General features: G+C 55.9%; 21 protein-coding genes and 1 pseudogene. 12 read left to right on the forward strand and 10 right to left on the reverse strand.

Annotated features, from left to right (window positions below):
* Positions 1–256: 256 nt before the first annotated feature.
* Positions 257–748, forward strand: coding sequence for a RidA family protein (locus tag AC4IHP_RS06750; RefSeq protein ID WP_341638846.1), 492 nt, complete (start codon positions 257–259; stop codon positions 746–748).
* A 73-nt stretch (positions 749–821) separates the two neighbouring features.
* Here AC4IHP_RS06750 and AC4IHP_RS06755 read toward each other — a convergent pair whose 3' ends face one another.
* Together AC4IHP_RS06755 and AC4IHP_RS06760 are read right to left on the reverse strand one after the other, a co-directional pair.
* Positions 822–1,523, reverse strand: a complete 702-nt coding sequence (locus AC4IHP_RS06755; protein WP_490831256.1) for a hypothetical protein — start codon at positions 1,521–1,523, stop codon at positions 822–824.
* A gap of 134 nt (positions 1,524–1,657) precedes the next feature.
* The gene (locus tag AC4IHP_RS06760; protein WP_460121314.1) at positions 1,658–2,587 is read right to left on the reverse strand and encodes a LysR family transcriptional regulator; all 930 of its coding nucleotides are present in this window, start codon (positions 2,585–2,587) and stop codon (positions 1,658–1,660) included.
* A 102-nt stretch (positions 2,588–2,689) separates the two neighbouring features.
* Here AC4IHP_RS06760 and AC4IHP_RS06765 point away from each other — a divergent pair, with 102 nt between their 5' ends.
* Positions 2,690–3,871, forward strand: coding sequence for an aspartate aminotransferase family protein (locus AC4IHP_RS06765; protein ID WP_490831257.1), 1,182 nt, complete (start codon positions 2,690–2,692; stop codon positions 3,869–3,871).
* On the opposite strand, the gene AC4IHP_RS06770 is transcribed toward AC4IHP_RS06765, so the two are convergent.
* From AC4IHP_RS06770 to AC4IHP_RS06780, 3 genes are all read right to left on the reverse strand, one after another.
* Positions 3,854–4,063 carry a type II toxin-antitoxin system Phd/YefM family antitoxin gene (locus tag AC4IHP_RS06770; protein WP_460121310.1) on the reverse strand — a complete coding sequence of 70 codons (210 nt, stop codon included), beginning with the start codon at positions 4,061–4,063 and terminating at the stop codon, positions 3,854–3,856. The two genes, AC4IHP_RS06765 and AC4IHP_RS06770, sit on opposite strands and share 18 nt — an antisense overlap.
* A gap of 169 nt (positions 4,064–4,232) precedes the next feature.
* Complete coding sequence (locus AC4IHP_RS06775) at positions 4,233–6,152, reverse strand: alkaline phosphatase D family protein (protein WP_490831258.1); 1,920 nt, start codon at positions 6,150–6,152, stop codon at positions 4,233–4,235.
* 71 nt (positions 6,153–6,223) lie between these two features.
* Positions 6,224–7,120, reverse strand: coding sequence for a hypothetical protein (locus AC4IHP_RS06780; RefSeq protein WP_490831259.1), 897 nt, complete (start codon positions 7,118–7,120; stop codon positions 6,224–6,226).
* A 44-nt stretch (positions 7,121–7,164) separates the two neighbouring features.
* Here AC4IHP_RS06780 and AC4IHP_RS06785 point away from each other — a divergent pair, with 44 nt between their 5' ends.
* The gene (locus AC4IHP_RS06785) at positions 7,165–7,638 is read left to right on the forward strand and encodes a hypothetical protein (protein ID WP_490831260.1); all 474 of its coding nucleotides are present in this window, start codon (positions 7,165–7,167) and stop codon (positions 7,636–7,638) included.
* 28 nt (positions 7,639–7,666) lie between these two features.
* Here the strand turns inward: AC4IHP_RS06785 and AC4IHP_RS06790 are convergent, their stop codons facing one another.
* Positions 7,667–7,996, reverse strand: a complete 330-nt coding sequence (locus AC4IHP_RS06790) for a hypothetical protein (RefSeq protein ID WP_490831261.1) — start codon at positions 7,994–7,996, stop codon at positions 7,667–7,669.
* A 219-nt stretch (positions 7,997–8,215) separates the two neighbouring features.
* Here AC4IHP_RS06790 and AC4IHP_RS06795 point away from each other — a divergent pair, with 219 nt between their 5' ends.
* The 4 genes from AC4IHP_RS06795 (at position 8,216) to AC4IHP_RS06810 (ending at position 10,314) form a co-directional block, all read left to right on the forward strand.
* On the forward strand, positions 8,216–8,434 hold the full coding sequence (locus AC4IHP_RS06795) for a DUF6429 family protein (protein WP_490831262.1): 219 nt from the start codon (positions 8,216–8,218) through the stop codon (positions 8,432–8,434).
* Positions 8,435–8,634: 200 nt separating this feature from the next.
* Entirely contained in the window at positions 8,635–9,180 is a 546-nt protein-coding gene (locus AC4IHP_RS06800; RefSeq protein WP_490831263.1) for a PAAR domain-containing protein, read from the forward strand.
* A gap of 10 nt (positions 9,181–9,190) precedes the next feature.
* Positions 9,191–9,973, forward strand: a complete 783-nt coding sequence (locus AC4IHP_RS06805; protein ID WP_490831264.1) for a hypothetical protein — start codon at positions 9,191–9,193, stop codon at positions 9,971–9,973.
* Positions 9,958–10,314: a DUF7079 family protein gene (locus tag AC4IHP_RS06810; RefSeq protein WP_490831265.1), complete on the forward strand. Its 357-nt coding sequence runs from the start codon at positions 9,958–9,960 to the stop codon at positions 10,312–10,314. Before AC4IHP_RS06805 ends, AC4IHP_RS06810 begins: the two co-directional genes overlap by 16 nt.
* 766 nt (positions 10,315–11,080) lie before the next feature.
* On the opposite strand, the gene AC4IHP_RS06815 is transcribed toward AC4IHP_RS06810, so the two are convergent.
* Together AC4IHP_RS06815 and AC4IHP_RS06820 are read right to left on the reverse strand one after the other, a co-directional pair.
* Complete coding sequence (locus tag AC4IHP_RS06815) at positions 11,081–11,575, reverse strand: hypothetical protein (protein WP_490831266.1); 495 nt, start codon at positions 11,573–11,575, stop codon at positions 11,081–11,083.
* 288 nt (positions 11,576–11,863) lie between these two features.
* Entirely contained in the window at positions 11,864–12,208 is a 345-nt protein-coding gene (locus AC4IHP_RS06820; RefSeq protein WP_474319660.1) for a hypothetical protein, read from the reverse strand.
* A 207-nt stretch (positions 12,209–12,415) separates the two neighbouring features.
* On the opposite strand from AC4IHP_RS06820, the gene AC4IHP_RS06825 reads away from it, so the two are divergent.
* Entirely contained in the window at positions 12,416–13,324 is a 909-nt protein-coding gene (locus AC4IHP_RS06825) for a hypothetical protein (protein ID WP_490831267.1), read from the forward strand.
* A 234-nt stretch (positions 13,325–13,558) separates the two neighbouring features.
* On the opposite strand, the gene AC4IHP_RS06830 is transcribed toward AC4IHP_RS06825, so the two are convergent.
* Positions 13,559–14,425, reverse strand: a complete 867-nt coding sequence (locus AC4IHP_RS06830) for a LysR family transcriptional regulator (RefSeq protein ID WP_490831268.1) — start codon at positions 14,423–14,425, stop codon at positions 13,559–13,561.
* 109 nt (positions 14,426–14,534) lie between these two features.
* Between AC4IHP_RS06830 and AC4IHP_RS06835 the strand changes: the two genes are divergently transcribed.
* The 3 genes and pseudogenes from AC4IHP_RS06835 to AC4IHP_RS06845 all read left to right on the forward strand — a co-directional run bounded on the left by AC4IHP_RS06835 (position 14,535) and on the right by AC4IHP_RS06845 (position 17,127).
* On the forward strand, positions 14,535–14,939 hold the full coding sequence (locus AC4IHP_RS06835) for a tautomerase family protein (protein ID WP_490831269.1): 405 nt from the start codon (positions 14,535–14,537) through the stop codon (positions 14,937–14,939).
* Between the two features lie 592 nt (positions 14,940–15,531).
* Positions 15,532–15,600 (forward strand): annotated as a pseudogene (locus AC4IHP_RS06840) (SEC-C metal-binding domain-containing protein); the annotation flags it as partial.
* A gap of 3 nt (positions 15,601–15,603) precedes the next feature.
* On the forward strand, positions 15,604–17,127 hold the full coding sequence (locus tag AC4IHP_RS06845) for a hypothetical protein (protein WP_490831372.1): 1,524 nt from the start codon (positions 15,604–15,606) through the stop codon (positions 17,125–17,127).
* A 73-nt stretch (positions 17,128–17,200) separates the two neighbouring features.
* Here AC4IHP_RS06845 and AC4IHP_RS06850 read toward each other — a convergent pair whose 3' ends face one another.
* On the reverse strand, positions 17,201–17,818 hold the full coding sequence (locus AC4IHP_RS06850; protein ID WP_490831270.1) for a recombinase family protein: 618 nt from the start codon (positions 17,816–17,818) through the stop codon (positions 17,201–17,203).
* Positions 17,819–18,067: 249 nt separating this feature from the next.
* Here AC4IHP_RS06850 and AC4IHP_RS06855 point away from each other — a divergent pair, with 249 nt between their 5' ends.
* Positions 18,068–21,364 carry an STY4851/ECs_5259 family protein gene (locus AC4IHP_RS06855; RefSeq protein ID WP_490831271.1) on the forward strand — a complete coding sequence of 1,099 codons (3,297 nt, stop codon included), beginning with the start codon at positions 18,068–18,070 and terminating at the stop codon, positions 21,362–21,364.
* The last annotated feature ends 6 nt before the right edge of the window (positions 21,365–21,370 follow it).

Raw genomic sequence — 21,370 nt, forward strand, 5'->3', positions numbered from 1 at the left:
CTGAATTGCTTGATTCGGTTCCCTCAAACTTTAGGTTCGCTGCCGGAACGAGCCAATCGTAGCGAAGTGCCCGTCCTACTGATTTTTGGTGTGGTTGAAAGCTGAAGTACTGTGAAATCGGCCGCTATAAAGGGTGGTTGCGCAGAGCAGGTAAAAGACCTAGATTTGGATCCAAATATGTCAGCGGTTTGTCCGCGATCCTGTTGCGGCCTTCAACTCGCTAGATAATTGGCTTAACTCAAAAAGGCTGGGCGCAATGACCGAACGGATGACCTGCGATGAGCGCTTTATCGCCTTGGCCGAAGAACTCAACTACGACATCTATGGCGAGAACACCGCCGGTGGCAATTACGCGCCGCTGATCCGTCATCACGATGAGCTCTACATCAGCGGCATGGTGCCGCGGGTCAATGGCAAGATTCTCTATCCCGGTCGCGTGGGGCTGGAATTGAACCTCAAGGATGCACAAGCAGCGGCGAGCATCAGCGCCATGCGTTGTCTGGCGCTGATCGTCGATGCGGTCGGTTCGCTGGACAAGATTCGCGCGTTGTTGCGGGTCACGGTGTATGTGAAGTCGACTGCTGACTTTGTCGACCTGAGCGAAGTGGCCAACGGCGCTTCGGACGTGTTCAGCCATGTGCTGGGCGATGCCGGACGGCATACGCGCACGACCATCGGCGTGTATCAGTTGCCGAAGAATGCGGCGGTTGAAGTGGACATGATTGCGGCTTTGCATCCGTCGGCTTGAGGTTATCCCCGCCTCAAACAAAAAGCCCCGCCTGATCGCTCAGTGCGGGGCTTTTTCACAAGCGCTTGGCAGCTTACTGCGCCGCGATGCTGTAACCATCAAACGCCGTCTGCTGCTGCAGCGCGGTGATGATGTTCTTGCGGTTCACCGCCTGTTCCGTACCGGCGTTATCGAAGAAGGTTTCGCTCTCCAGCTCGGCTTCATCGCCTTCACCCACAAAGGTGAAACCGAGGAATTCCAGCGCTTCACGGTCAACGCTCAGACGCGAACGCGGCGTGCGCATTGGCAGGGTTACGCTGGTGCCGTCCTTGCTGATAGTGAAGATTTCCACTTCTTTCTTTTTTGCGGCCTTGCTCTTGCCGCCGCTCGGGTTGCTGATCGCCTGATGGGTCTGATTCAGCACTTTAAGCGCCAAGCCATAAACGATTTCCTGAAACGCCGGATCGTCCTTGAAGCTGGACAAAATGCGCCCGATCGAGAACTTGCTGCTCAGGTCTTCCAGCGCGGCGATGTCGGCTGCCTCGGCGTCTTTCAGGCGCTTGAGTTCGCCCATCAGCTCGTATGCCTTGTCGTCATCAAAGCTGTCATGCGCCTGACGGATCGCCGCACGCAATTCGCGGATCTGGTCGCTTTCGCGGGTCGACTGGAACGCGTCGAGGACCATCTCGCTGATGATTTTGGCTTGGGGCAGGTGTTGTGAAAGATTGATGGAGTTTTCGTATTCCGCTTTGGACGACTGGGTGACTACGGATTCAGCGGTGTTGAAATCGGACATTGAAATTTCACTACTTTTTAACTTGAGTTGAGACGAGAAAGCACGAGGTCTTTTTCAGGCCGACTAATTTAGGGGAGCGGGGCGGCGTTGTCACGGAGCAACGGTCTGGTGGTCGGGATTTTTCCCGGCGTGCGTTATTTTCCGAGCATGGCGTCAGCGGGTTTCCCCCAAGTACGCATCGCAAACTCGACAAACCGTCTCAGCTTGGGCAATCGATAGCGATCCTGCGCATACAACAGATGCATCGGCCTGCTCGGCGGTTGGTAGTCCGTCATTACCCTGACCAGTTTGCCGTCGCGCAGATCCTGCTCCACCAGCGCGTCGGGCAGCATCATGATGCCCATGCCGTTGCGCGCCGCCTGGTGCAGACCGGCGGAGCTGTTGATCAGCAGCGGGCCACTCACGTCGACGAGCACTTCGCCCTCAGGGCCGCTCAGACGCCAGCGTTTTTCCACCGATTGCCAGTCATCCCCAGCCGGGTAGGCGAACGACAGGCAGTCGTGTTGTTGCAAGTCCTGTGGCGTGTGCGGCATGCCGCGCCGCGCGATGTATTCGGGGGAGGCGCAGACCGTCAGGGTGTAGTCGATCAAAGGGCGGGCGATCAGGTTGGAAGACTCATCGAAACTGCCCAGCCGGAATGCGACGTCGAGGCCATTCTCCAGCAGGTCCGGGCGGCCGTTGGTCAGTACCACGTCGAGTTTCACTTGCGGATACAGCAACGCGTATTCGCTGAGCGCCGGGGTCAGGCGTTCGACGCCGAAGGTCAGCGGCGCGGCAATACGCAGCAAGCCGCGTGGCTCGTCGAGGGCTTGTTCGGCAAGGCGTTCGGAGTCGGCGACCAGACCGAGCACGTCCAGGCAGCGCTGGTAATAGACGCTGCCGAACTCGGTGAGCCGCTGGCGGCGGGTGGTGCGCTGCAGCAATTGCACGCCGAGGCGTTGCTCCAGCGCACGCAGGTGGTTGCCGACCATGGTTGTCGACATGTCGCACTGCAAAGCGGCTGCGGTCATGCTCCCGCCTTCGACCACTTTGACGTAAACGCCCATCGACTGAAACAAATCCATTATCAAGCTCGGCTTTTGAATGATTGAAGTTTTTCCGGGTTTATCCAGCTCAGGTGGCTAACCATACTGCAAAAACACCGACCTGCAATGGAGTTTCGCGTCATGACCGCCGCCCTGATGAACACCTACCAACGCCTGGCCCTGAGTTTCACCAAGGGCCTGGGCACGCGCCTGTGGGATCAGGCGGGGCGCGAATATCTGGATGCCGTTGCCGGTGTGGCAGTGACCAACGTCGGCCACTCGCATCCGCGCATCGTCGCGGCGATCAGCGAGCAAGCGGGATTGCTGCTGCACACCTCCAACCTGTACAGCATCGACTGGCAGCAACAACTGGCCAAGCGGCTGACGGCGTTGTCGGGGATGGAGCGCGCGTTCTTCAACAACTCCGGCGCCGAAGCGAACGAGACGGCACTGAAACTGGCGCGTCTGTATGGCTGGCGCAAAGGCATCGAGCAGCCGCTGGTGGTGGTCATGGCCAACGCGTTTCACGGCCGCACCCTCGGCACCCTGTCCGCCAGCGATGGCCCGGCGGTGCGCCTGGGCTTCAACGAACTGCCGGGAGATTTCGTCAAAGTGCCGTTCGGCGATCTCCCGGCGCTGGAGCAAATACAGCGCAAACACGGCGCGCGCATCGTGGCGATTCTGGTCGAACCGATCCAGGGCGAAAGCGGCGTACAAGTCGCACCGCCGGGTTATCTCAAGGCCCTGCGCGACCTGTGCAATCGCCACGCGTGGCTGCTGATGCTCGATGAAATCCAGACCGGCATCGGCCGCACCGGGCAGTGGTTCGCGTTTCAGCACGAAGGCATCGTGCCCGATGTCATGACCCTGGCCAAAGGCCTTGGCAATGGCGTGCCGATCGGCGCCTGCCTGGCCCGTGGCCGAGCGGCGGATCTGTTCACCCCGGGCAGCCATGGCAGCACCTTCGGCGGCAATCCGCTGGCCTGCCGGGTCGGCTGCACGGTGCTGGACATCATCGAAGAACAAGGCCTGCTGGCGAATGCGCGGGTGCAGGGCGCACGGTTACTGGAACGCTTGCGCGCCGAATTGGCAGACAACCCGAATGTGCTGGCAATCCGGGGGCAAGGCCTGATGATCGGCATCGAGCTGAAACAACCGGTGCGCGACCTGACGCTGATCGCCGCTCGGGATCACGGCTTGTTGATCAACGTGACTCGTGGCAAGACCATCAGGTTGCTGCCGCCGCTGACGATTGATGAGCGCGAGGTGGGGATGATTGTCAGAGGGGTTGGGCGCGCGTTGTCGTCAGCCCCATCGTTGTAATCGCTGCTGCGGTGTGTCTGGTAAGTGCAGTGAGTTGGCCGTCCGCAAAAGTGACTCATAATCAGCCAGACCTATCATTACAACCGGTTCGGCACTGCGCTTGGTAATCAGCAACGGTTCGCGATCATCGGTCACTTGGTCCATCGATATGGCCAAGTGGGCTGTGGCTTTGCTGCAGGTGGTGGTTTGCATGATGTAGCCCTGCGAGTGGTCGGTACACAGTGAGGTCGACTGTGATTGCGCCCAGTATCACTCAAGCACTTCGGAGACGTTTCCGAGAGGCTTGTAATCCTTATCAGCGGTAATTGTCAGCAGGTGGAGTGCCCATTGCAGGCACTCCACCAATGCTCAGAGTCTGGCCTCAATCCAGCTCATCCCTCAACTCCGGCGCCAGCATCCTCGTCTTCACGGCCCCATTCGAGTTGTGCTGAATAATCTCGCTCGGCTGCCCCTGTACATTGAAAAACACCTGTCCAATCCCCGCCGAATTCCACAACCGTTCCCCGGCCTCGGCATGTTCCGGCGTATACGGGACGATGCGCATCAGGCGGCGTTTGGTGAACCAGTTCAATGGCGAGCGCGGGGAGTAGAGCCAGCGGTTGAGGCGGTCGAACCATTCCAGCAGCGTTGGCGGGAATTCGTTCTTGATGCCGCTGCTGGTGATCTGCCAGATCCGTGGACCGGCCTTGCGGTGGCGGATCAGCACTTCGTAGACGAAGGAATAATGCACATCGCCGGACAGCACCACGTAGTTCCCCGGTGTACGCGAGTGTCGGAAAATGTTCAGGATCACCTGCGCCGCGCCGCGATGGGCCATCCAGTTTTCCGCGTCGACCAGCAGCGGATAGCCGCACCAGCTGAACACCTTCTGCACGGTTTCAATCAGCTTCACGCCGAAGATTGGCGCCGGCGAAACGATGATTGCCGATGGGTGATCGAGCAGTTCCTGTTGCAGTTCGCTCAAGGCTTCCCAATCGAGCAGGCCCGACGGCTGTTTGAGGGCCATCTCGCTGCGCCAGCGCCGAGTGCGCGTGTCGATTACCACCAGTGCCGGAGTGCTCGGCAGCACGAAATGCCACTGCTGAAAACGCAGCAACTGATCAATCAGATCGTCCTGCACCGGCATGTCCAGATAGCCGTCGTCACCACTGGCGCTCAGTTGCGCGGTCTGCTCCACCATTCCTTTGAAAGCGTCCGGATTGTTGCCCCAGCCCTGACACAACAGATAAGCAATCAGAGCATTGCCAATGATGCGCTTGGAGAACGGATGGCCGTAGGCGGTTTCCTCCCACTGCGCAGAAAGATTCCAGTCATCAGTGATGTCGTGGTCATCGAAAATCATCAGGCTCGGCAGATGCGCCAGCGCCCGGGCGACGTTGCCCAGGCCCGCCTTGAAGGCATCGATGCGCGTCTGTTCAAGGTTGTAGCGCTTGCGGCGTTCCGGCGTCAGCGTCGGCGCGCTCGGATTGATCAGCGCCCACGGCGTCGGCGACCACACCAGCATGTACATGGCCATGACTTCGGCGAACGTCACCAGATGATTGTCAGCACTGCTACTGGTGAAAATCGGCTTACGCGCGCCACCGAAAAATCGCTCGCGCAAGGTCTCGTTGCTCTCCAGCGCCGGTAACAAATCCGCGCGGTGGTAGTAACTGGCCGGGTGTTGGTAGAGCTTGGCGCTGTCGCTGACCACGGCACCGTCAAGGTGCTCATCGAACAGACCCAGACGCTCGATCAAGGCATGAATCGCCCGCAGCATCGGCCCGGCGACGTCGTCGGCATAGACCTGATCACCGCTCATCATCAGCAGCGCTGGACGTTGTTGCGCATCGGTTTCGTCGGCCAGCAATTGATCGACGCAGAGCAGACCATCGGTGGTTGGGTGATGCGGTTTGCGGCAGGAGCCGTGGAGCAATTGATCGATTCGTGAGCGCACCACGAGGTTCGCGCAAGTGTTGCCGGCGTAAAGCAGATGTGGCGCCCATTCAGCGATGCCGAGGCTGCCGTCGATCAGTAAGTCGTAGTCGATACGGGTGTCGCAGGGCAGGGCGCTTTCTAGTTGAACGTCGATCAGGTGCACGAAGGCATGACGGCCTACGGCAATCACCGTGCATTTCTGCGCATCGAGCGGAATATCTCCTACACCTTGCAGGCGCAAGGTCAGTGACAGTTCACGCGAGGCCACCAGCCACAGCACCACGCGCGTCGGCTCCAGCCGCCGCAGCAACGGGCCGGCCAGTACAGGAGGCAGCGAGTTAAGGTCATCGGGTGTTGAAAACATTGAGGGCAGAGTTCAAGGCGCACAGGCCGGCGATGATAGCGCAGCCGGCGCCTTGATCCCTTAAATGAGTCTTAAGAGTCGGCCTTTTGCAGTTTTAGCGCCAGCAAACGCCATTCTCCGGCCGTCGCATCAACCCGTGGCAGCTCTTGCACAGAGCAATCGAAACGGTAGGTGACATCGTCGCCATTCATGTTGCGCGCGGTGACGCTGTTGCTGAAGGTGTAGATCTGATCCTTGAAGCGATGGCTGACCAGCGCTTTGCTGTCAGCAAAACGCGCCGACGCGGGATAGCGCAGGGTGCTGGTGACAAACGGGCTGCACATGACATACGCGATCATCGACTTGTCGGCCTGTGCGTCGCCGCGCAACTTCTTGTTCAGCGCGGCCAGGGCCATGCGACCCTCATAGTCGCTTTGATCCAGCACCTTCTGTACCGCCATGGACTTCGGCGCCCGGCTCACGTTATTCGGCAACAAAGCGGAGTCGGCGGGAGAAGGCTGGTCGTCCGCCTCGATGGCAGCGAAAGCCGGCGCATCTTTCAGCTCGGTGACGGGCGTGACTGCCTCGGCTTCAGGCAACACAGAGCTCGACTCGACGACTGGTGTATTTTCCGCCTGCGCCTGGTGATCGAACGACGAAGGAAACAGCGAAAAGGTGATCGACAACACCACCAGACCCACAATGAAGCCGCCCGCCGCGCCAACGATATTGCCGTAGAAAATATTCCAGCTACCGCGGTTCTTCACCACCCAGCGCCACATGAAACCCCAGACAGCGACGAACGCCAGAAAACGCAGAAACTCCATTTGATCCTTTCCTTGATGACTTTTGGTGTGAAGACCGCGCTTTCCGCAGGCATACCGGTAAAGAGAGGGAAGATAACAAAAGCAACGACTTATGCCATCGGCTTGGCCGGGATATAGCAATAAAAAAGCCACGTCCCAGGTCGACGCATTAGACTGCGCCACGGTTGGATCGAGTCGACAATTCCAGAACATCGAGAGAGCAAAGCATGGAAGCCGAGATCAGCGTCTACGAGCACTATTGTGAGCAGGTCAGACATCATCAGGACGAGCGCCGCGCGATTGCGAATACGCTGACGGTCATCATTGGCGCATTGATTGCCGTGATGGCTATAGATCAACGGCTGGATGAGCAAGACAGCTTGCTTGTCTTCGCCTTGATGGTCGTTGGTGTTCTGGGTTCGGCGTTCATGGTCAAGTGCCATGGATTGATCAAGTTTTACAAGGCAATGTCGGAAACCATGGCGCTGCGTATTGGACAGCCCACGCGAGGCCCGTTTGATGTGAAAGTGCTGGAGGAAGCCGTAACGCTTGCGCAGTCCCCGTTCTGGCAAAGAGTGGATAAGGTCAGGCTGTGGGAATTGTGGTTGGCATTTTTCATACTCGTAATCATTGCGGCCATTGCACTGTATTTTTCTCTGCCAGCGAGTGGCTGGATTCTGGTCAGCGGCACTGTTGGCTGATGATTACTTTGGGGTAGCAACTTGTGTGCTAGAGGATGTCGCGCAAATACCCCTTCAGCGCGAGGAGCGGCTGACCCAGTTGCTCCATCGATCGCGCCTGAGCCAACTCCGCCGACAACTTGCGCAACTCCCGCCCCAACGGCTTCTCGACCCCGCCCAAAGCATCCAGTGCCAGATTCAGGCATTTGTTCATCTTGAACTGAATGGCCTCGACATCGCCGCGTTTCACCAGTAACTCGAAAACATCTTTCTGATAATCGCCCATGACCATGTCATCGCGCAGGATCGGGCTCAGCCCCTCTTCTTCGTAGGCTAGTTTGAGGGAGAAGAGGGCGACGGTTTCCAGTGAGGTTTCCATGGGGATGTCTGTCAATGAAGTGAAGGGCTTGAGACCAATGCGCGAAATACCAGCGGAGTCTGTCGTGCGGGCGTGATTATACGGGCGGGGATCGCATGCGAGGCAACCAGCGACCGGGCATCTAAACCCAAAAGCTCGCGCAGCATTGACATCCACTTTGATACGACGCTTTGATTACAAGCACTGAACATCAGCGGAGTGACCATCATGGAATACGACATGAAACTGATCGACGACGCCGTCCTTGCTCTCCTGGCAGCCTATAGCTCCGACGCCGGCAATGCGTGGAAGGGCTATGACTTCGATATCATGAACCGCTTGCACGAGCAGGGTTTGATCAGTAATCCGGTGAACCGGAACAAATCGATATGGTTGACGGAGGAAGGGTTGGAGCGGGGGCGGGAGATTGCTGGGCGGATGTTTGCAGTCAAGGAGTAGGGAGGAGCCGCGTCCCATTCTGAAACTTGAGTTGATGGCAAGGTAGAAAACGCCAGCGAAGTACCAACCGCGTTAACCGGAGAAACAGGTAGCGCGGTCTGGTGACCAAGCACTTTTTTGAATGATCGGATGCGGCCGTCCAGGCTGAATTTCGTGATAGGTTTATCTTTCGAAAAGGATTTTTTTGACAGGAGTCATCCATGGCTAACCCAACCGCTCGTAAAAGCGATCCCTCCAGCTGTCCTGTTCCAGGGCACGGAACGAACCCCATCGCGACCGGTTCGCCTGACGTTTTCTTCGATGGTTTGCCCGCAGCTCGCCAAGGTGATTCATGTACCTGCGGCAGTGCGCTCTCTTCGGGGCTTTCCTCGACAGTTTTCATAAATGGTAAAAATGCTGCCACGATCAATACCGGCGGTACGCACGGCAGCATCGTAATAGGTGGGTCGAGCACAATCATCATTGGCGATACGCACACCCTATGCGACTTTGTTCCACCCGAACCTCTAATCGGACAAGCCGGATGGATTGGCTTCAGAATTCCTGCCGAGGAAAGTTATGAGGGACTTTCCTGTATCGCCCACTTTGATGATGGTTCATCACTCCTGGGCGTCTTTAACAAGGACAATGCGGTCAAATTCGCAAATCCATCGGGCAAGACGTGCTTGATGCTCAAATTCGAGGAAGAACAGCCCGCAGAAGGCTTGTCTCTTACTGAAAGCCTCTTGAGCAAAATATTGGGATAAGGACCGTCCTATGACCGAACCGTACATTGTGACAGGCAGCTACGTAGTCCAGCGCGAGCACGCCCTTCAGGACTCGCCACTCGACAGGGCTCTGGAGCTGATGGAGGGCACTGCGCTGAGATTTTCACTGGATGCGATCTCTGATGAAAAGATCAGGGCGAGCTATCTCAAAAATATCAAACGCATGTCTCTACAAACGATAGAGGATGTGAAAGCGGGAAACATTACCGCCCAAGAAGGGGTGGCGTTCAGTCATGAGATGCGAAACAAAATCTTGATGGAACATCGCAAGTTGACCTCTGCGCAGGGTTTGGCGGTGGTTCAAAGGAAGAAGCAAGATGGCAGGACGCTGAAGTGGCTACTGGATCGCTACTCAAATGATCTCTTCAAAAAAAGTTACGAGACCCTTTCAGCGGCAGAGCAGCAGAAGGTTCATTACACCATTCTGGAAGCTGCCGGTCGGGATGATGCGAAATTCACCAAGGGCACCAAAAAAATGGTGATTATGGGCAAGCTCGGCGTTCTCGTGACCGCCGCCTTGGCGACGTATCAAATCCTGGAAGCTGATAACAAACCTAAAGAAGCGGCTCGGCAAGGGATCATAGTGGGCGGCGGCGCCGCAGGCGGCCTCCTCGCTGGCGCAGGAGTCATAGCATTGTGTGGTCCCGGCGCTCCTATATGCGCAATCGCGGTGGTCTTGGTCGGATCTGTTGCCGGCGGAGTTGCTGGAGGACTGGTCGCGGACTCGCTGGATGAAGAACTGGAGGAGTTTTCTCATTGGGACATCTTCTGACTGAACCACAACTGACAAACGTCAGAGCCGCACTTTCTGAGCCTTTCAACCATTTTCCTACTGATTACGACTATGTCGCTCGTCAGCTCAAAGGCGTTGATCCAGCGGTGCTCTACAAGATTTTTTATTCAGAAGTAGCGCCAGTGTGCTTCACAAACATTGCGGCAGTACTGCCTACTGTGTGGACTGGATTCGACCCGAATTGGCTCAGATCCGAAATAGAGGAAAGGCTCGCGGCGCGACGGCGCAATTGGTTTCGCAGGCAGTACGACAAAATGTTGGTACGTTGGTTGGAATACAACTATGACTACATGTGGAAGGAAATAGCCTCTAGGCTATGAGGCCGGGGTCTCGTGTTACGTGGGTAACGTTCGGTGCCCCGCGACTGAGGGGGAAACCAGCATTTCAGGTGTCTGCGATGCAGTGATTTCGACTGCTCCAACTGCTCTCCAGTCGGTACGAGGCTTCAATGATCAGCGTTGCACCACCCACTTCTCTCCAGACGAAAAAAGGTCCTGCTTTCGCAAGACCTTTTCTCTATGTTGGTGCCGAGGGAGACTGTCGGGTTCCATATATTACGTGGCTTGCAGCTCGATTATACAGTCAGGGATACACGCTGGGATACACGGTGCCCGCTGCTGGACTCTTTCAGTGGAGTAGCAGCCGTACGGTGATTATGTCCTATCCAGCCGCGGTGCGAGTAGTGTGCAGTCCGACGGACGGTCGATCTGTCCGCAGGCACTAATTCACGTGAGCAAAAAATCCGCTTCGCAACATAGCATAACCTTCGATCCTGCCGCTTCTGTAACGCCTGACTTGTAATCAGTAGTTCCCGGGTTCGACTCCTGGTGCCGGCACCATATAGATCAACAATTTAGGTTCACCGAAAGGTGGGCCTTTTTTGTTTTCTGTGTTTAGTTCCTGATTTGGTCACAGCTTCTCAGTTTTTTGAAGCTGACGGGAGCCATGGATTCGAAAGGCCATAGGCAGTCGCAACCGGGTTATGCAGTGACTCCAACAGCATCTGAACACAGGCAAACCGATTGGGTGGGGCGGAGGCCTGGTAGAGCCCTTCAGACAGGACTTGGCTGGCCTTGCCTCCGGTATTTAAACCTCAGGTTTGAGGCCACTTTTTTTAGCAAAGAAAACCAGCAGCACTTCGATAATCTTCGCCTCAATGGCATTGAAGATCACTTCTTGCCCCTTGCTGGCCAGCTTCAACTTGTGGCGAAGACGTAGGATAACTCCGGTTAGAGCAACTCCAGCCAAGCCAGCCAAGCCGACTCCAACCGGGTAAATAATCGGGGTTGCAGAAATGATGCCTGCAGACATCAACCAACCAGTGATGCCAGTAGCGCCTACAGTCGTACCAAAATAGCCGGCGCTACCGATGATCGCTGTCGCTATGCCAGAAGCAGACAAGGCGCCAACGCCCAAAAGAGCTCCTGATCCGAGCAGCAACGACGAGATAGCGCCGGAGCTCAGATAGGTACCAGTAACGTATCCGCCCGCGCTGGAGACGATCAGGCCACCAGCGGCATGGGGCACAAGGGAGCCGCCCGCTGCCAGGGCGGAGATGATCGGAATTAATGGTAAAACCATACTTCGAAGCCTCTACTCTGGTACCCAATCATCACCGAATGATAGCAAAAGGATGGCTCTTGCAGTCTATTACAGAGCTCCACCGCGCAGTTGGTGACGACTGCCACCCCTTTGTGAGAACCAGCAATTGGGCGTAAGCAGTCATCACGGAACGTCTGCTCAAGGCCGCTTTCTGCCCATCGCGAGAGGCAGAAATCGGCCAGAAGCGGCCGTTACGTGTCCAGTCCTCACGTGAAGGGCCGTCCGGGCAATACCGGACACAAAAAACCCGGCTCTCGCCGGGTGTTCTTACCGTGATAACCCGTCGTCATCGTCAAAACGAGATTTAGGCTTGGGCTGAGCAAGCTGCTCCTGCTCTTCCTCTCTGAGTCTAGCAACAGCTGTTGCTATTTCGGGCTCTGAGAAGCAATAGATCGGAGCATCCGGATTTAGGAAGACAATCCAAACCCTCTCCTTATCTCCGTACTTCTCAGGTTTTTCCTTCCCAGTCAGTTCCTTCGTTACTACCGGCATCGCGTGCTCCAACTCGGTGTGAAGTAGCGAATGATACAGCTCAAACAGACATCGGCCAGCTCCAATCCAAGCCACCGCACCACCGGAAAAGCCACGGCCTGAAAAAGCTAGTCGTTTCATCCATTCAGACCGTATATCTCGAAAGGTAGAGATCGAGCAAAAGTAGCCGGTCTGTCCTCTGGAAAACTTGGGGCGGCTGCCCCGTAGATTGCCACCAGCGGATACGAGAAGTTAGCTGAGTCAAAGGCAATGGCCACCCGACAGCCTTATTTTCCGATAATCTCGCGAACTTTCGCGCCCCTGCAAGATGCAGCTAGGAACCATGGAATGAATCAAAAGCAGTTTCTAAAGCAACAAGACGTGCTCGACTTCGTAAAGTGGCTGGTCGATAACCTTCCTACCTTACCGGTGCATCTGAAGGTAGCGCGTAGTAATAGGTTCGTTCCCGAGGCAATTGATTGCAAGGTGCAGGGCATTGAGGCAGTACAAGCGAAATATCACTGGGGTGGGGACTGGGAGGCAGTCAAAGCGCAGCTTCGCCGACTGCGCATTCGCTTGCGCTTGGCCATTCGCGCACGCGACGAGTTCGCCACGCATGCAGCCTGCAAAGCGATCTTAGCGTGGGGAAATGTCGATGGCGCGGTCGACTTCCTCAATGAACAATTGGAAAAAAAGAACCTGGTGAACTACCTAAAGCAGTGCAGGCCGCTCCTCGCGCTGGACCGCGAGCAAAGCCTCAGCCACCTCACCAAGCAGAGCATTCTCAGATTCGACTCAGGCATGACCAAGATCCATGCCCTGCTCGACACTACGGGTTCCCCCATTTATGACGGCCGGGTCGGTGCCGCCATCGCGCAGCTCTACCATATGTACCGCCAAGGCACCGGCGCCACCGCTCCGGTAGCTCTGGATTTCGCCTGGGGGCCTGGCATCGGAGAACAGATCCGCGATCCGAAGCACTTGAAACTTGGCTACGACGGCACTCCGCAATTATCCACTACGAGTCGTCATCTTTGGGCGCGGCGCCAACTGCAATTGGGTTGGATCATCCGCGCGGTACTAGAGAAGACAGAACTGTTCGCCAAGCTGCCCCGTCGGGTAGACCGCTGCCATGCCTTCGAAGCCGGACTGTTTATGATGGGATACGACCTGCGCGGCCTAGTCCCCAACGGCTACGCGATCTCGGTTCCGCCCAAGCCGAACTACCGGGTGCGCAGAAGGAATCTGACAGCCTAAGAAGGGTAAGCGAGAGATCAACTGATGCTCCTCAGGTGTCTGGAAACAACTGGGAGATATACTGAGTGTCGAATGTTTGTGACCCGGCAGCAATAAATGTGTTCGGGGTTTTCCTGTGTCCGCAAGGATCGACTGCAGCCCTTCGTGACAGGCAGCAATCGGCCAAAAGCAGCCTCTTCACTGTGCCCCCCATTACGTCCAAAACCCGGCGTTTTCGCTTCAGGGATTTGTCACTCATTCCCCAAATTTGCTGGCAAGCATTTCCCGGACAGCACCGACCAAATCAGACTCGCCAGTACGCGCAGGCAACAGGCTGAACTCAACGTCGGGCAAAGCCGGTAACAGGAAGGCTGGGCGGCAAATCTCTGCGCCCACCGGCACAGCCGAGGCATTCAGGCAAGCGACCCCCAGCCCCGCCATCAGTGCTGATTGCAGCCCTGCTACTCCGGACGCGGAATGGGCAATTACATAAGGCACCTTATGTGCGTCCAGCGTCTCTCGGGTAAGGCGTTGGAGACTGCATCCCTGCGGTAGCACCAATAGTGGCAACACGCCATCTTCTTCGTTCCTCGGCTCAGACCCCATGGCTGATACCCAATGCAATGCTTCCCGACGTACCGGGATGCCCTCGGGAAGGCTGCGGCCATCAAGTATTCGCATTGAAAGGCCGATATCGAAGTCGCCTGCATCTGCACCGTTCTCTATCTGCATACTCTTTCGCACCGACACATGCAGTCGAAGGCGTGGATATCTCAGGCGCAGTTGCTTCAACAACTCGGCAATCGAAACGGGCAAGAAGTAGTCGGTGATCGCCAATCTCAATTCGCCGGCAAACGTCACTCCGCGTACGTCTTCAAGAGCGCGATCACTCATGGCCAACAGTTCTCGTGCATGCACCATCAATCGCTCCCCTGCGGGCGTAGGCCGGACACCCTTTTTGCCCCGCTCCAGCAGCGTTACACCGGTGAATGCTTCCAGCTTGCGTAATTGTTCGCTCAGCGCTGATTGCGACCGGCACAGGTGCGGCGCGGCCTCCGAAAGACTGCCGGAAGCCATGGCAACGGTGAAGGAACGCAAGAGATCCAGGTCAAAGGGGCGCATGTTGATCCTGCCGTTTTTCCGATAGATGAATGCATATCTTCCGGCTTTTCAGCATCAACGCAACTTCTTACTCTTTACTGGACATTCATTGCCCGCAAAGGAGTTCAACATGCCCGATATTACACTCAAGATTTCTGGTGATTCGAACCTTGAACTAGTCCATAGCATCGTCCCCAAACTCACCGCCTTGACCTGTGAAGTACTGGAAAAGCGACCGGAACAGACATTGGTGATGGTGCAGTTCCTGCCTCATGAACTTTGGTTCATCGAGAACCTTTCACTGGCTGAACAAGGACGCAACTCGTTCCGTCTGGAGGTCACAATCACGGATGAAACCAATACCAAGGCCCAGAAAGCGCGCTATCAGCATGAGGCTTTCGAGTTGCTGGCCAAAGAAATAGGAAATGTACACCCGCACTCAAACATACATGTGATCGACTGCCGCGCCAGCGCCAGCGCCAGCGCCTACGGCTATGGCGGGTTGAGCCAGGAGTACAAGCTCCACCACCCTTGAGAGCCCGTCCGCCGCGTTGGTGGTGTTCGACTTCACATAGGCATCGAACCAGCATGGCGACTTCAGTGGGATGACCGCTATGGGTCGATAACTGACCTTCACAAGGGGCAGCTATGTGGCGCTTGCGTCTATCAGAAAGAAATCATTCCGGTGTCATTAGCACCGCAAGCGTCATTGAGATGAACTCCTCATTTTTGCTGATCGTTTCCAGCGCTCCACGCACATTGCCCCTAACCTCGCCCGATTCACACTGCTCAACCCAAAGCGTAATGACAGCACCCGTCCTCCTAAGGGGAAGGTTGGCAGTTCGAACCTGCCCTGGGACACCATATAATTCGGGCCTCTCAAGACTTTTCCCTGACAGATCGGTTTAGCTGTGACAGCAGGGAGGCAGCAGCAGGCAATAAAAAACCCGCCGGGCCATGCTCGTGCGGGTTTTTTGTTTCTACAGATAATGTTCGTTTAGTTGCTCGAAATCCCGTGTAGTGAACACACCTGCTCAAGTCGAGGTGTTGCCGCTGATGGAGCTGTGCCCCAAGATCGGTGGGAACCATCGCTGCAGCTACGAAGACCGCGAATGTGAGGCACGAATATGGCTAAGATTGGGCGAAATTCCCCTTGCCCCTGCGGAAGCGGTCGCAAATTCAAAAGATGCCACGGGGTAGTGGCGCATATTCCGCAGCTGCCAGCTCATTTAGTGCCGCATATGCTCGAAGCGAGGGATCGAGCAATTGCGCACCAAGTACAGCGGGAGCGCCAGCAGGGGCTGGGGCGTCCGATTGTTTCGACCGAAGCGTTCGGTTATCGACTGGTTGCAGTCAAAAGCAGGCTTCTGCACTCAAAGGAATGGCGAACATTCCACGACTTCCTTTGCGACTACATCAAAGTTGCGATCGGCGTAGATTGGGGCAATGCGGAATTGGCCAAACCGCTCCATCAGCGGCACCCGATCCTGGGCTGGTACCACCATCTGTGCTTTTATCAGCAAACGTTCATAAAAGATCCAGGGAAGGTCCATTCCGCGCCGATGATAGGGGCGGTTGCTGCTTACATGCGGCTTGCTTATGACTTGTACGCGCTCGATCACAACGCGGAACTGCAAGATAAACTAATTGGTCGCCTGAAGAACGGGGACAACTTCGCTGGAGCGCGGTATGAGGTGTACGTCGCAGCAACGCTCATTCGCGCAGGGTTTGACCTGGAGTTCGAGAACGAAGACGACCGGACCAGTACCCACTGCGAATTTATCGCCACTCACAAGCGCACGAATAAGCGCTTTTCGATCGAAGCCAAGCATCGAGCGGGCACAAAGTTTCGGCTCGGCCGTCAACTGAACCGCGCGCTGGCAAAGGCGGCGAACCACCAGCGCATAGTCTTCATCGACATAAACGTCCCAGATACTGCCGCGGGGGGCGACATACCCGATTATATCAGGACTGCACTGGCAGATTTGAGGGCGTTCGAGGGGCGTATAATCAATGGCAAGCCTTTGCCAGCAGCCTACGTGGTTGTGACCAACACGCCGTGGCATCACCATCTTCATACTGAAGCGTTTCGGTGCTCCACGATGGCGGATGGTTTCCAGATCCAAGATTTCAAAAATGACACTCAATTTCCGAATTTACGTGCTGCTATCGATGCGAGAGAACGACATATCGAGATGCACGAACTCCTACGCGCGATTCGCGATCACTCTGAAATTCCATCGACCTTTGATGGAGAGATTCCGGAATTCGCTTTTGGCGAGGGGGCCCCTAGATTGATTATTGGTCAGCGCTATCTTGTCAAAGATGAGGATGGGCGAGAACGGCAAGGGTTGCTTACCACTGCAACAGTGATGGAAGCGGAGCGCAAAGCATACTGTGGTCTTAGCTTCGACGACGGAACGGCGGTCATATCCACTTGGGATCTATCGGAAGGAGAAATGGCGGCATGGCAACGCCATCCCGATACTTTTTTCGGCACGCTGGGTCAGCGTACGACGAAAGCCGAGACACCTCTTGAGCTGTATGACTTCATCCTTTCCAGCTACAACAACACGTCAAAAGAACGGCTGCTTGAGTTTATGTCCGGAGCGCCGGACATGAGCGATCTCCAGACGCTCGACCAGTCGACGCTGGCCAGCATTTATGCCGAGCGTTGTACGAACTCGATATTGGCGATGGCCCAGAAGGCACCATCGCTTTGAACGATCGACAGGAGGTTGTTTTGCCCGAACGGTTAGGCTCTCAATTTACGAGGCGCTTGGGTAAGACGGGACGTCATGGCAAGGTCAAATCTCGAATTCGTAGCACCGTAGTTGTAGAGCAGTTGGCGTGCCTAGCTGTTGCGCGGATACCCAGGCCGGCACCGAGCAGTTCAGTGACTCTCCTATGCAAATCCGAATCGATCGGGCGGCCCTGGTACTTGCCGGCTACCTTGGCCTTCTCTATCCCCTGGGCCTGGCGCTCACGTCTCTGCTCATAATCCTTACGAGCAATAGCAGCCATCATTTCCACCAGCATCGAGTTGATAGCGCCAAGCATACGCCCGGTAAACTCGTCGCCCTTCGTGTCCTGCATTCCTTGGTGACTGGTCGGCAGATCGAGCGCGACGATGCGCAGGCCTTTGGAATCAATCGTGGCCTTTAGCTTCTGCCAGTCCTCCACCGGCAAGCGGGAAAGCCTGTCTATCGACTCCACGAGCAGCACGTCACCCTTGCGCGCATCTTTGAGCAGACGCAGCAACTCGGGCCGGTTCGCGGAGGCGCCGCTGGCATTCTCCAGATACACGCTCGCAATGTCCTTGTTATGGTCGCTGGTGAACTGTTCAAGCGAGGCCTGGGCGCGGCTGGCGTCTTGCTCTTCGGTTGATGCTCGGAGATATGCGCGGATGAACATGATGTACCTCACGTATCAGTTAGGGTGTGCTACTAATACTGTTGCACTATGGGTGTCACTTATCAAGCGGAAAGGGCAAATAAATTTGAATATGCCCGTATCAGCTAAGGCATACCCTTTGTTATGTAGTTAAGATGATGGCTAAATAGCGGCGCCCCTCGAGCTTCGCGTATGGCGCGAGAAACAATAACAATATGATTCTGGCTGAAGCGGCCCGGTTTAGGCGGCCAGCTCTGAAAGGGATTTTCGATGACTCAGTTGGCAGCGAACCATGTCTCAGCTAAAGCATGGCTGACCGAATTTCTGTTCACTCGAGCCCTGTTTAAAGGGCCTAGCGGTTTACCACTCTACAGTTACCACGTCACTGAGGAGGAGTATTCGGGGCTGGTCTCGATGCTCAAAAAGTCACTTGCAGCTGATAGCCCCACGCAGGAGCTTTATGTGGCGGCTTGTTTTTGTTTGTTCGTCAGCGAAAACTACCGCAGACATTACGACGGCAACTGGTCCTGGCAGGGGGCTGAGTCCCGGCTAGGCGTGACTCTCACTCCGCAGCAGCATGCCAGCCTCACCGGTAAGGGGTTAGGTTACTGGAGGCGTGAAGTCCGCAGCCGTGAGCAAGGTCGGGATTGGCTCGGAACGTTATTTACCGAGGGTGGGCTTCCTTGGCCTCTGCTCAGTAGCGAATCCCACGGCTTTGGGCGGGCAGTGCGCCGCGGGATCAAGCACTTTTACCGCACTGAGGGCCACCGGCGTACCACCGCCGATTTGCTTGCGGACTTTGAAGACGGGCTGCCTCTGTCTTTCCGTAATCTTGAGACTCGAACACTTCTCGCCGGCATCGTCGATCAATTGATGGCGCTCGTTGACCGTTATCCGATCAAGGATGAAACCGATCCGGCATCGTACCTGGATCGAGTCGAGCCCCACTGGCACGAAGCCTTTCCCATACCACTAGATGAAACCAACGCCCGTCATTTGCTCAACGAATGGCTGCGTGACGCCGGCATTAAAAGGCAAGAACGGAAGGAGGCTTTGGCCAAAGCCAAAGCTTTTACTTGTGAGCACATTCAGCAAGGGCTACTGCCGAATTGGACAGTAGTAACCGAGCTCAACCTGCCGCCATACACGGTATTACCGATTGACTCTTCCTCTCTTCGCAACACGCGTCTTGAACTTGCCTACTTCGAAGGTGAAACGCTGCTTGAGCGAGGCCCTGCGGTGTATGCGCAACTTGCGGAGCAAGGGGTAAAAATTCGCTTTGCCAACGTGCAGGTATCGCTGCGGCGTCGGAACCTAGATATGCCTGTGAGCTTGCGGGTGATGGAGAACGGCAGCACCGTCCATACTTTCGTTTTTGAAAACAGCGCGCTGGATTTCCAGGATGTACCTCTGGTGTTCGAGTGCAGAGCTGATCGCTGGCACCTGGTGGCGACTTCTAGTTGCAAACTCGTCAGTAGCGAAGTTCGTATACGGGCGCCTAAACGCTTCGGTATCTGCCATTTAATCCCAACAACCGTCCAGGTGATTACAGACTCCGAGGGTGGGCAGTGGATCGGGGCGACTGGCGACCTGATACTCAAAGACGAGAGTGAACGCTACGAGATACTCCTGGCACAGCCAGGGTCCGAAGTAGCGCCTTTCGTGCTGAACGGTGTTTACGCGCTATTTGAGTGCTCGCCATCTACGGTTTATCTAGGCTGGCCCACATTGGAGTTGCCTGAGGGCAGTCCCTACCGTAGGGATGAGCTAATGGAGTTCGCCAACGGCAGGCTACTTGATCGGCGTAATGCTCCAGCTCTGGGCGCGATTAACTACACCTTGCGCAGCCGTAAAGGGGAAACACTGCTGCGGCGTCGGTTTGGCGTGTTGCCCCGAGGATTCGAACTGGGACTTGCACCAGCATGCGGTCGGCGCCCCGCTCAGTTGCGGGTCAAGAATGCCGAAGACTTGGCGCTACAGGTAGTGGGTGAAGGGCTGGTGTGTACGCGTAGCGAGGGTGGCTACCAGATGGAATTGAGCGCTCAGCACTGTCCGCAAGTCTTTACGTTGCAGGTCGGCTCTGCCGGTGAATCAGTACAGCTTCGCTTGCCGTTTCCTTACCAAGGCGCTCGTCTGCTTGATGTAAACAGTCAACCTGTTTCGGTTAAGACTTTGAACCTCGCAGAGCTGGTCGAGCATCGCATACAGTTGAGTTCCGGCCTGCCTCAGGGGCAGATGTTTTATTTGCAGTTCGAACTAATCTGCCGGGAACAATCTCGCCCCAAAAGAATGTTCGCCCTTCGCGTCGGCCAGATGCCTGTGGTCCTCAACCTCTTCAGCTATGTCGCCGACCTGCAAACCATGCTGGCTGCCGTCGATGAGCAGGACGCCTATATCAACTTGACCATCGAAACCGAACAGCCATTGATGCACTTGGACATCAGAAGGTACGGCGGCAGAGTGCTGATGGAAGAAACCACAGCTTTCTATGTCTGTGGCGTAGAAAGCACCAACATCCTCGATGGAGCCATTGCCGAAGCGATGCTGCTTTCCGACCCCAAGCAGTTGCCCTTGCAGCTGATTGAAAAAACAAGTGAAGGGGTGGGGACGGGTTACTTTTCTATTCCTCAGCCGATGCTCGTTGACGGGCCTTGGCTGATTTATCCTGGTAAGGAATCGTCCATTCAATTCCGGCCTCATCTGTACCTGCCAGTCTGTATGAGCGTGCCCGCCGATGTGCAGGTGCGGTCTCTGCACTATGCCGCCCAAGTGTTTCATCCGATCCACAGATCCGAGGTGATCGAAGAACAGATCTCGGCGATGGCGACCGACTTTGGCCATAGTGGCTGGCAATACCTGGCAGACTTGAAACGTCAGTACTCTCATCTGCCACTATCTTCATTTGAAGCCTGGAAAGCCTTGGCCAGAAATCCCCAAACGCTAGGGTTGGCGATTTTTCGGTTGGAGATGGACGAAGCGTTTTGCGCTCGCATCGCCGATGAGCTGGCGCTCATGTGGGAAACCGTACCTTTGCCCATGTGGGCGCATGCCTATCAGGTCTTTGCCGAAGGTATCAGGCTGACAGGTCTGCCTGCGGAACTGGTCAATCGACTGGTAAAAGACCGCGCCATCGTACTGCGCTACATCGTTTCCGGTTTCGACTATGTGGGCAATTATCTCAGTACAGGAGACTGCACCGAACTCAAGCGCCTGCCAGCCGAAGAAATTTTGCCAATGTGGTATCAAGATTTACGTCGTCTTCATTCGGCCAACTCCGACTGGCCGAACGTGCTCGGAGAGGCGTTGGCGAATTGGGTCGAAGCTCAACAGTTGCCACGTCGAGTCAAAGCCATGTCTTTGACCGAATACACGGATGCGGTCACCTATCTGCCGATCTTCATGGCATACGTGACCGCGGGTAAAGCCTCGGTAAACGATCTTGGTATACCCACCGCTTACTTCAAGTTCGCAGCGCGCTGGCTGGCCGATTTCGATCGGCATGGCTGGTTCAATCCAGTCCATGCGTTCACCGTCTCTTATTTGCTTGCATCCCATACCGATAGCTAAGGAATA

This window comes from Pseudomonas sp. UF-293 (assembly GCF_058245595.1).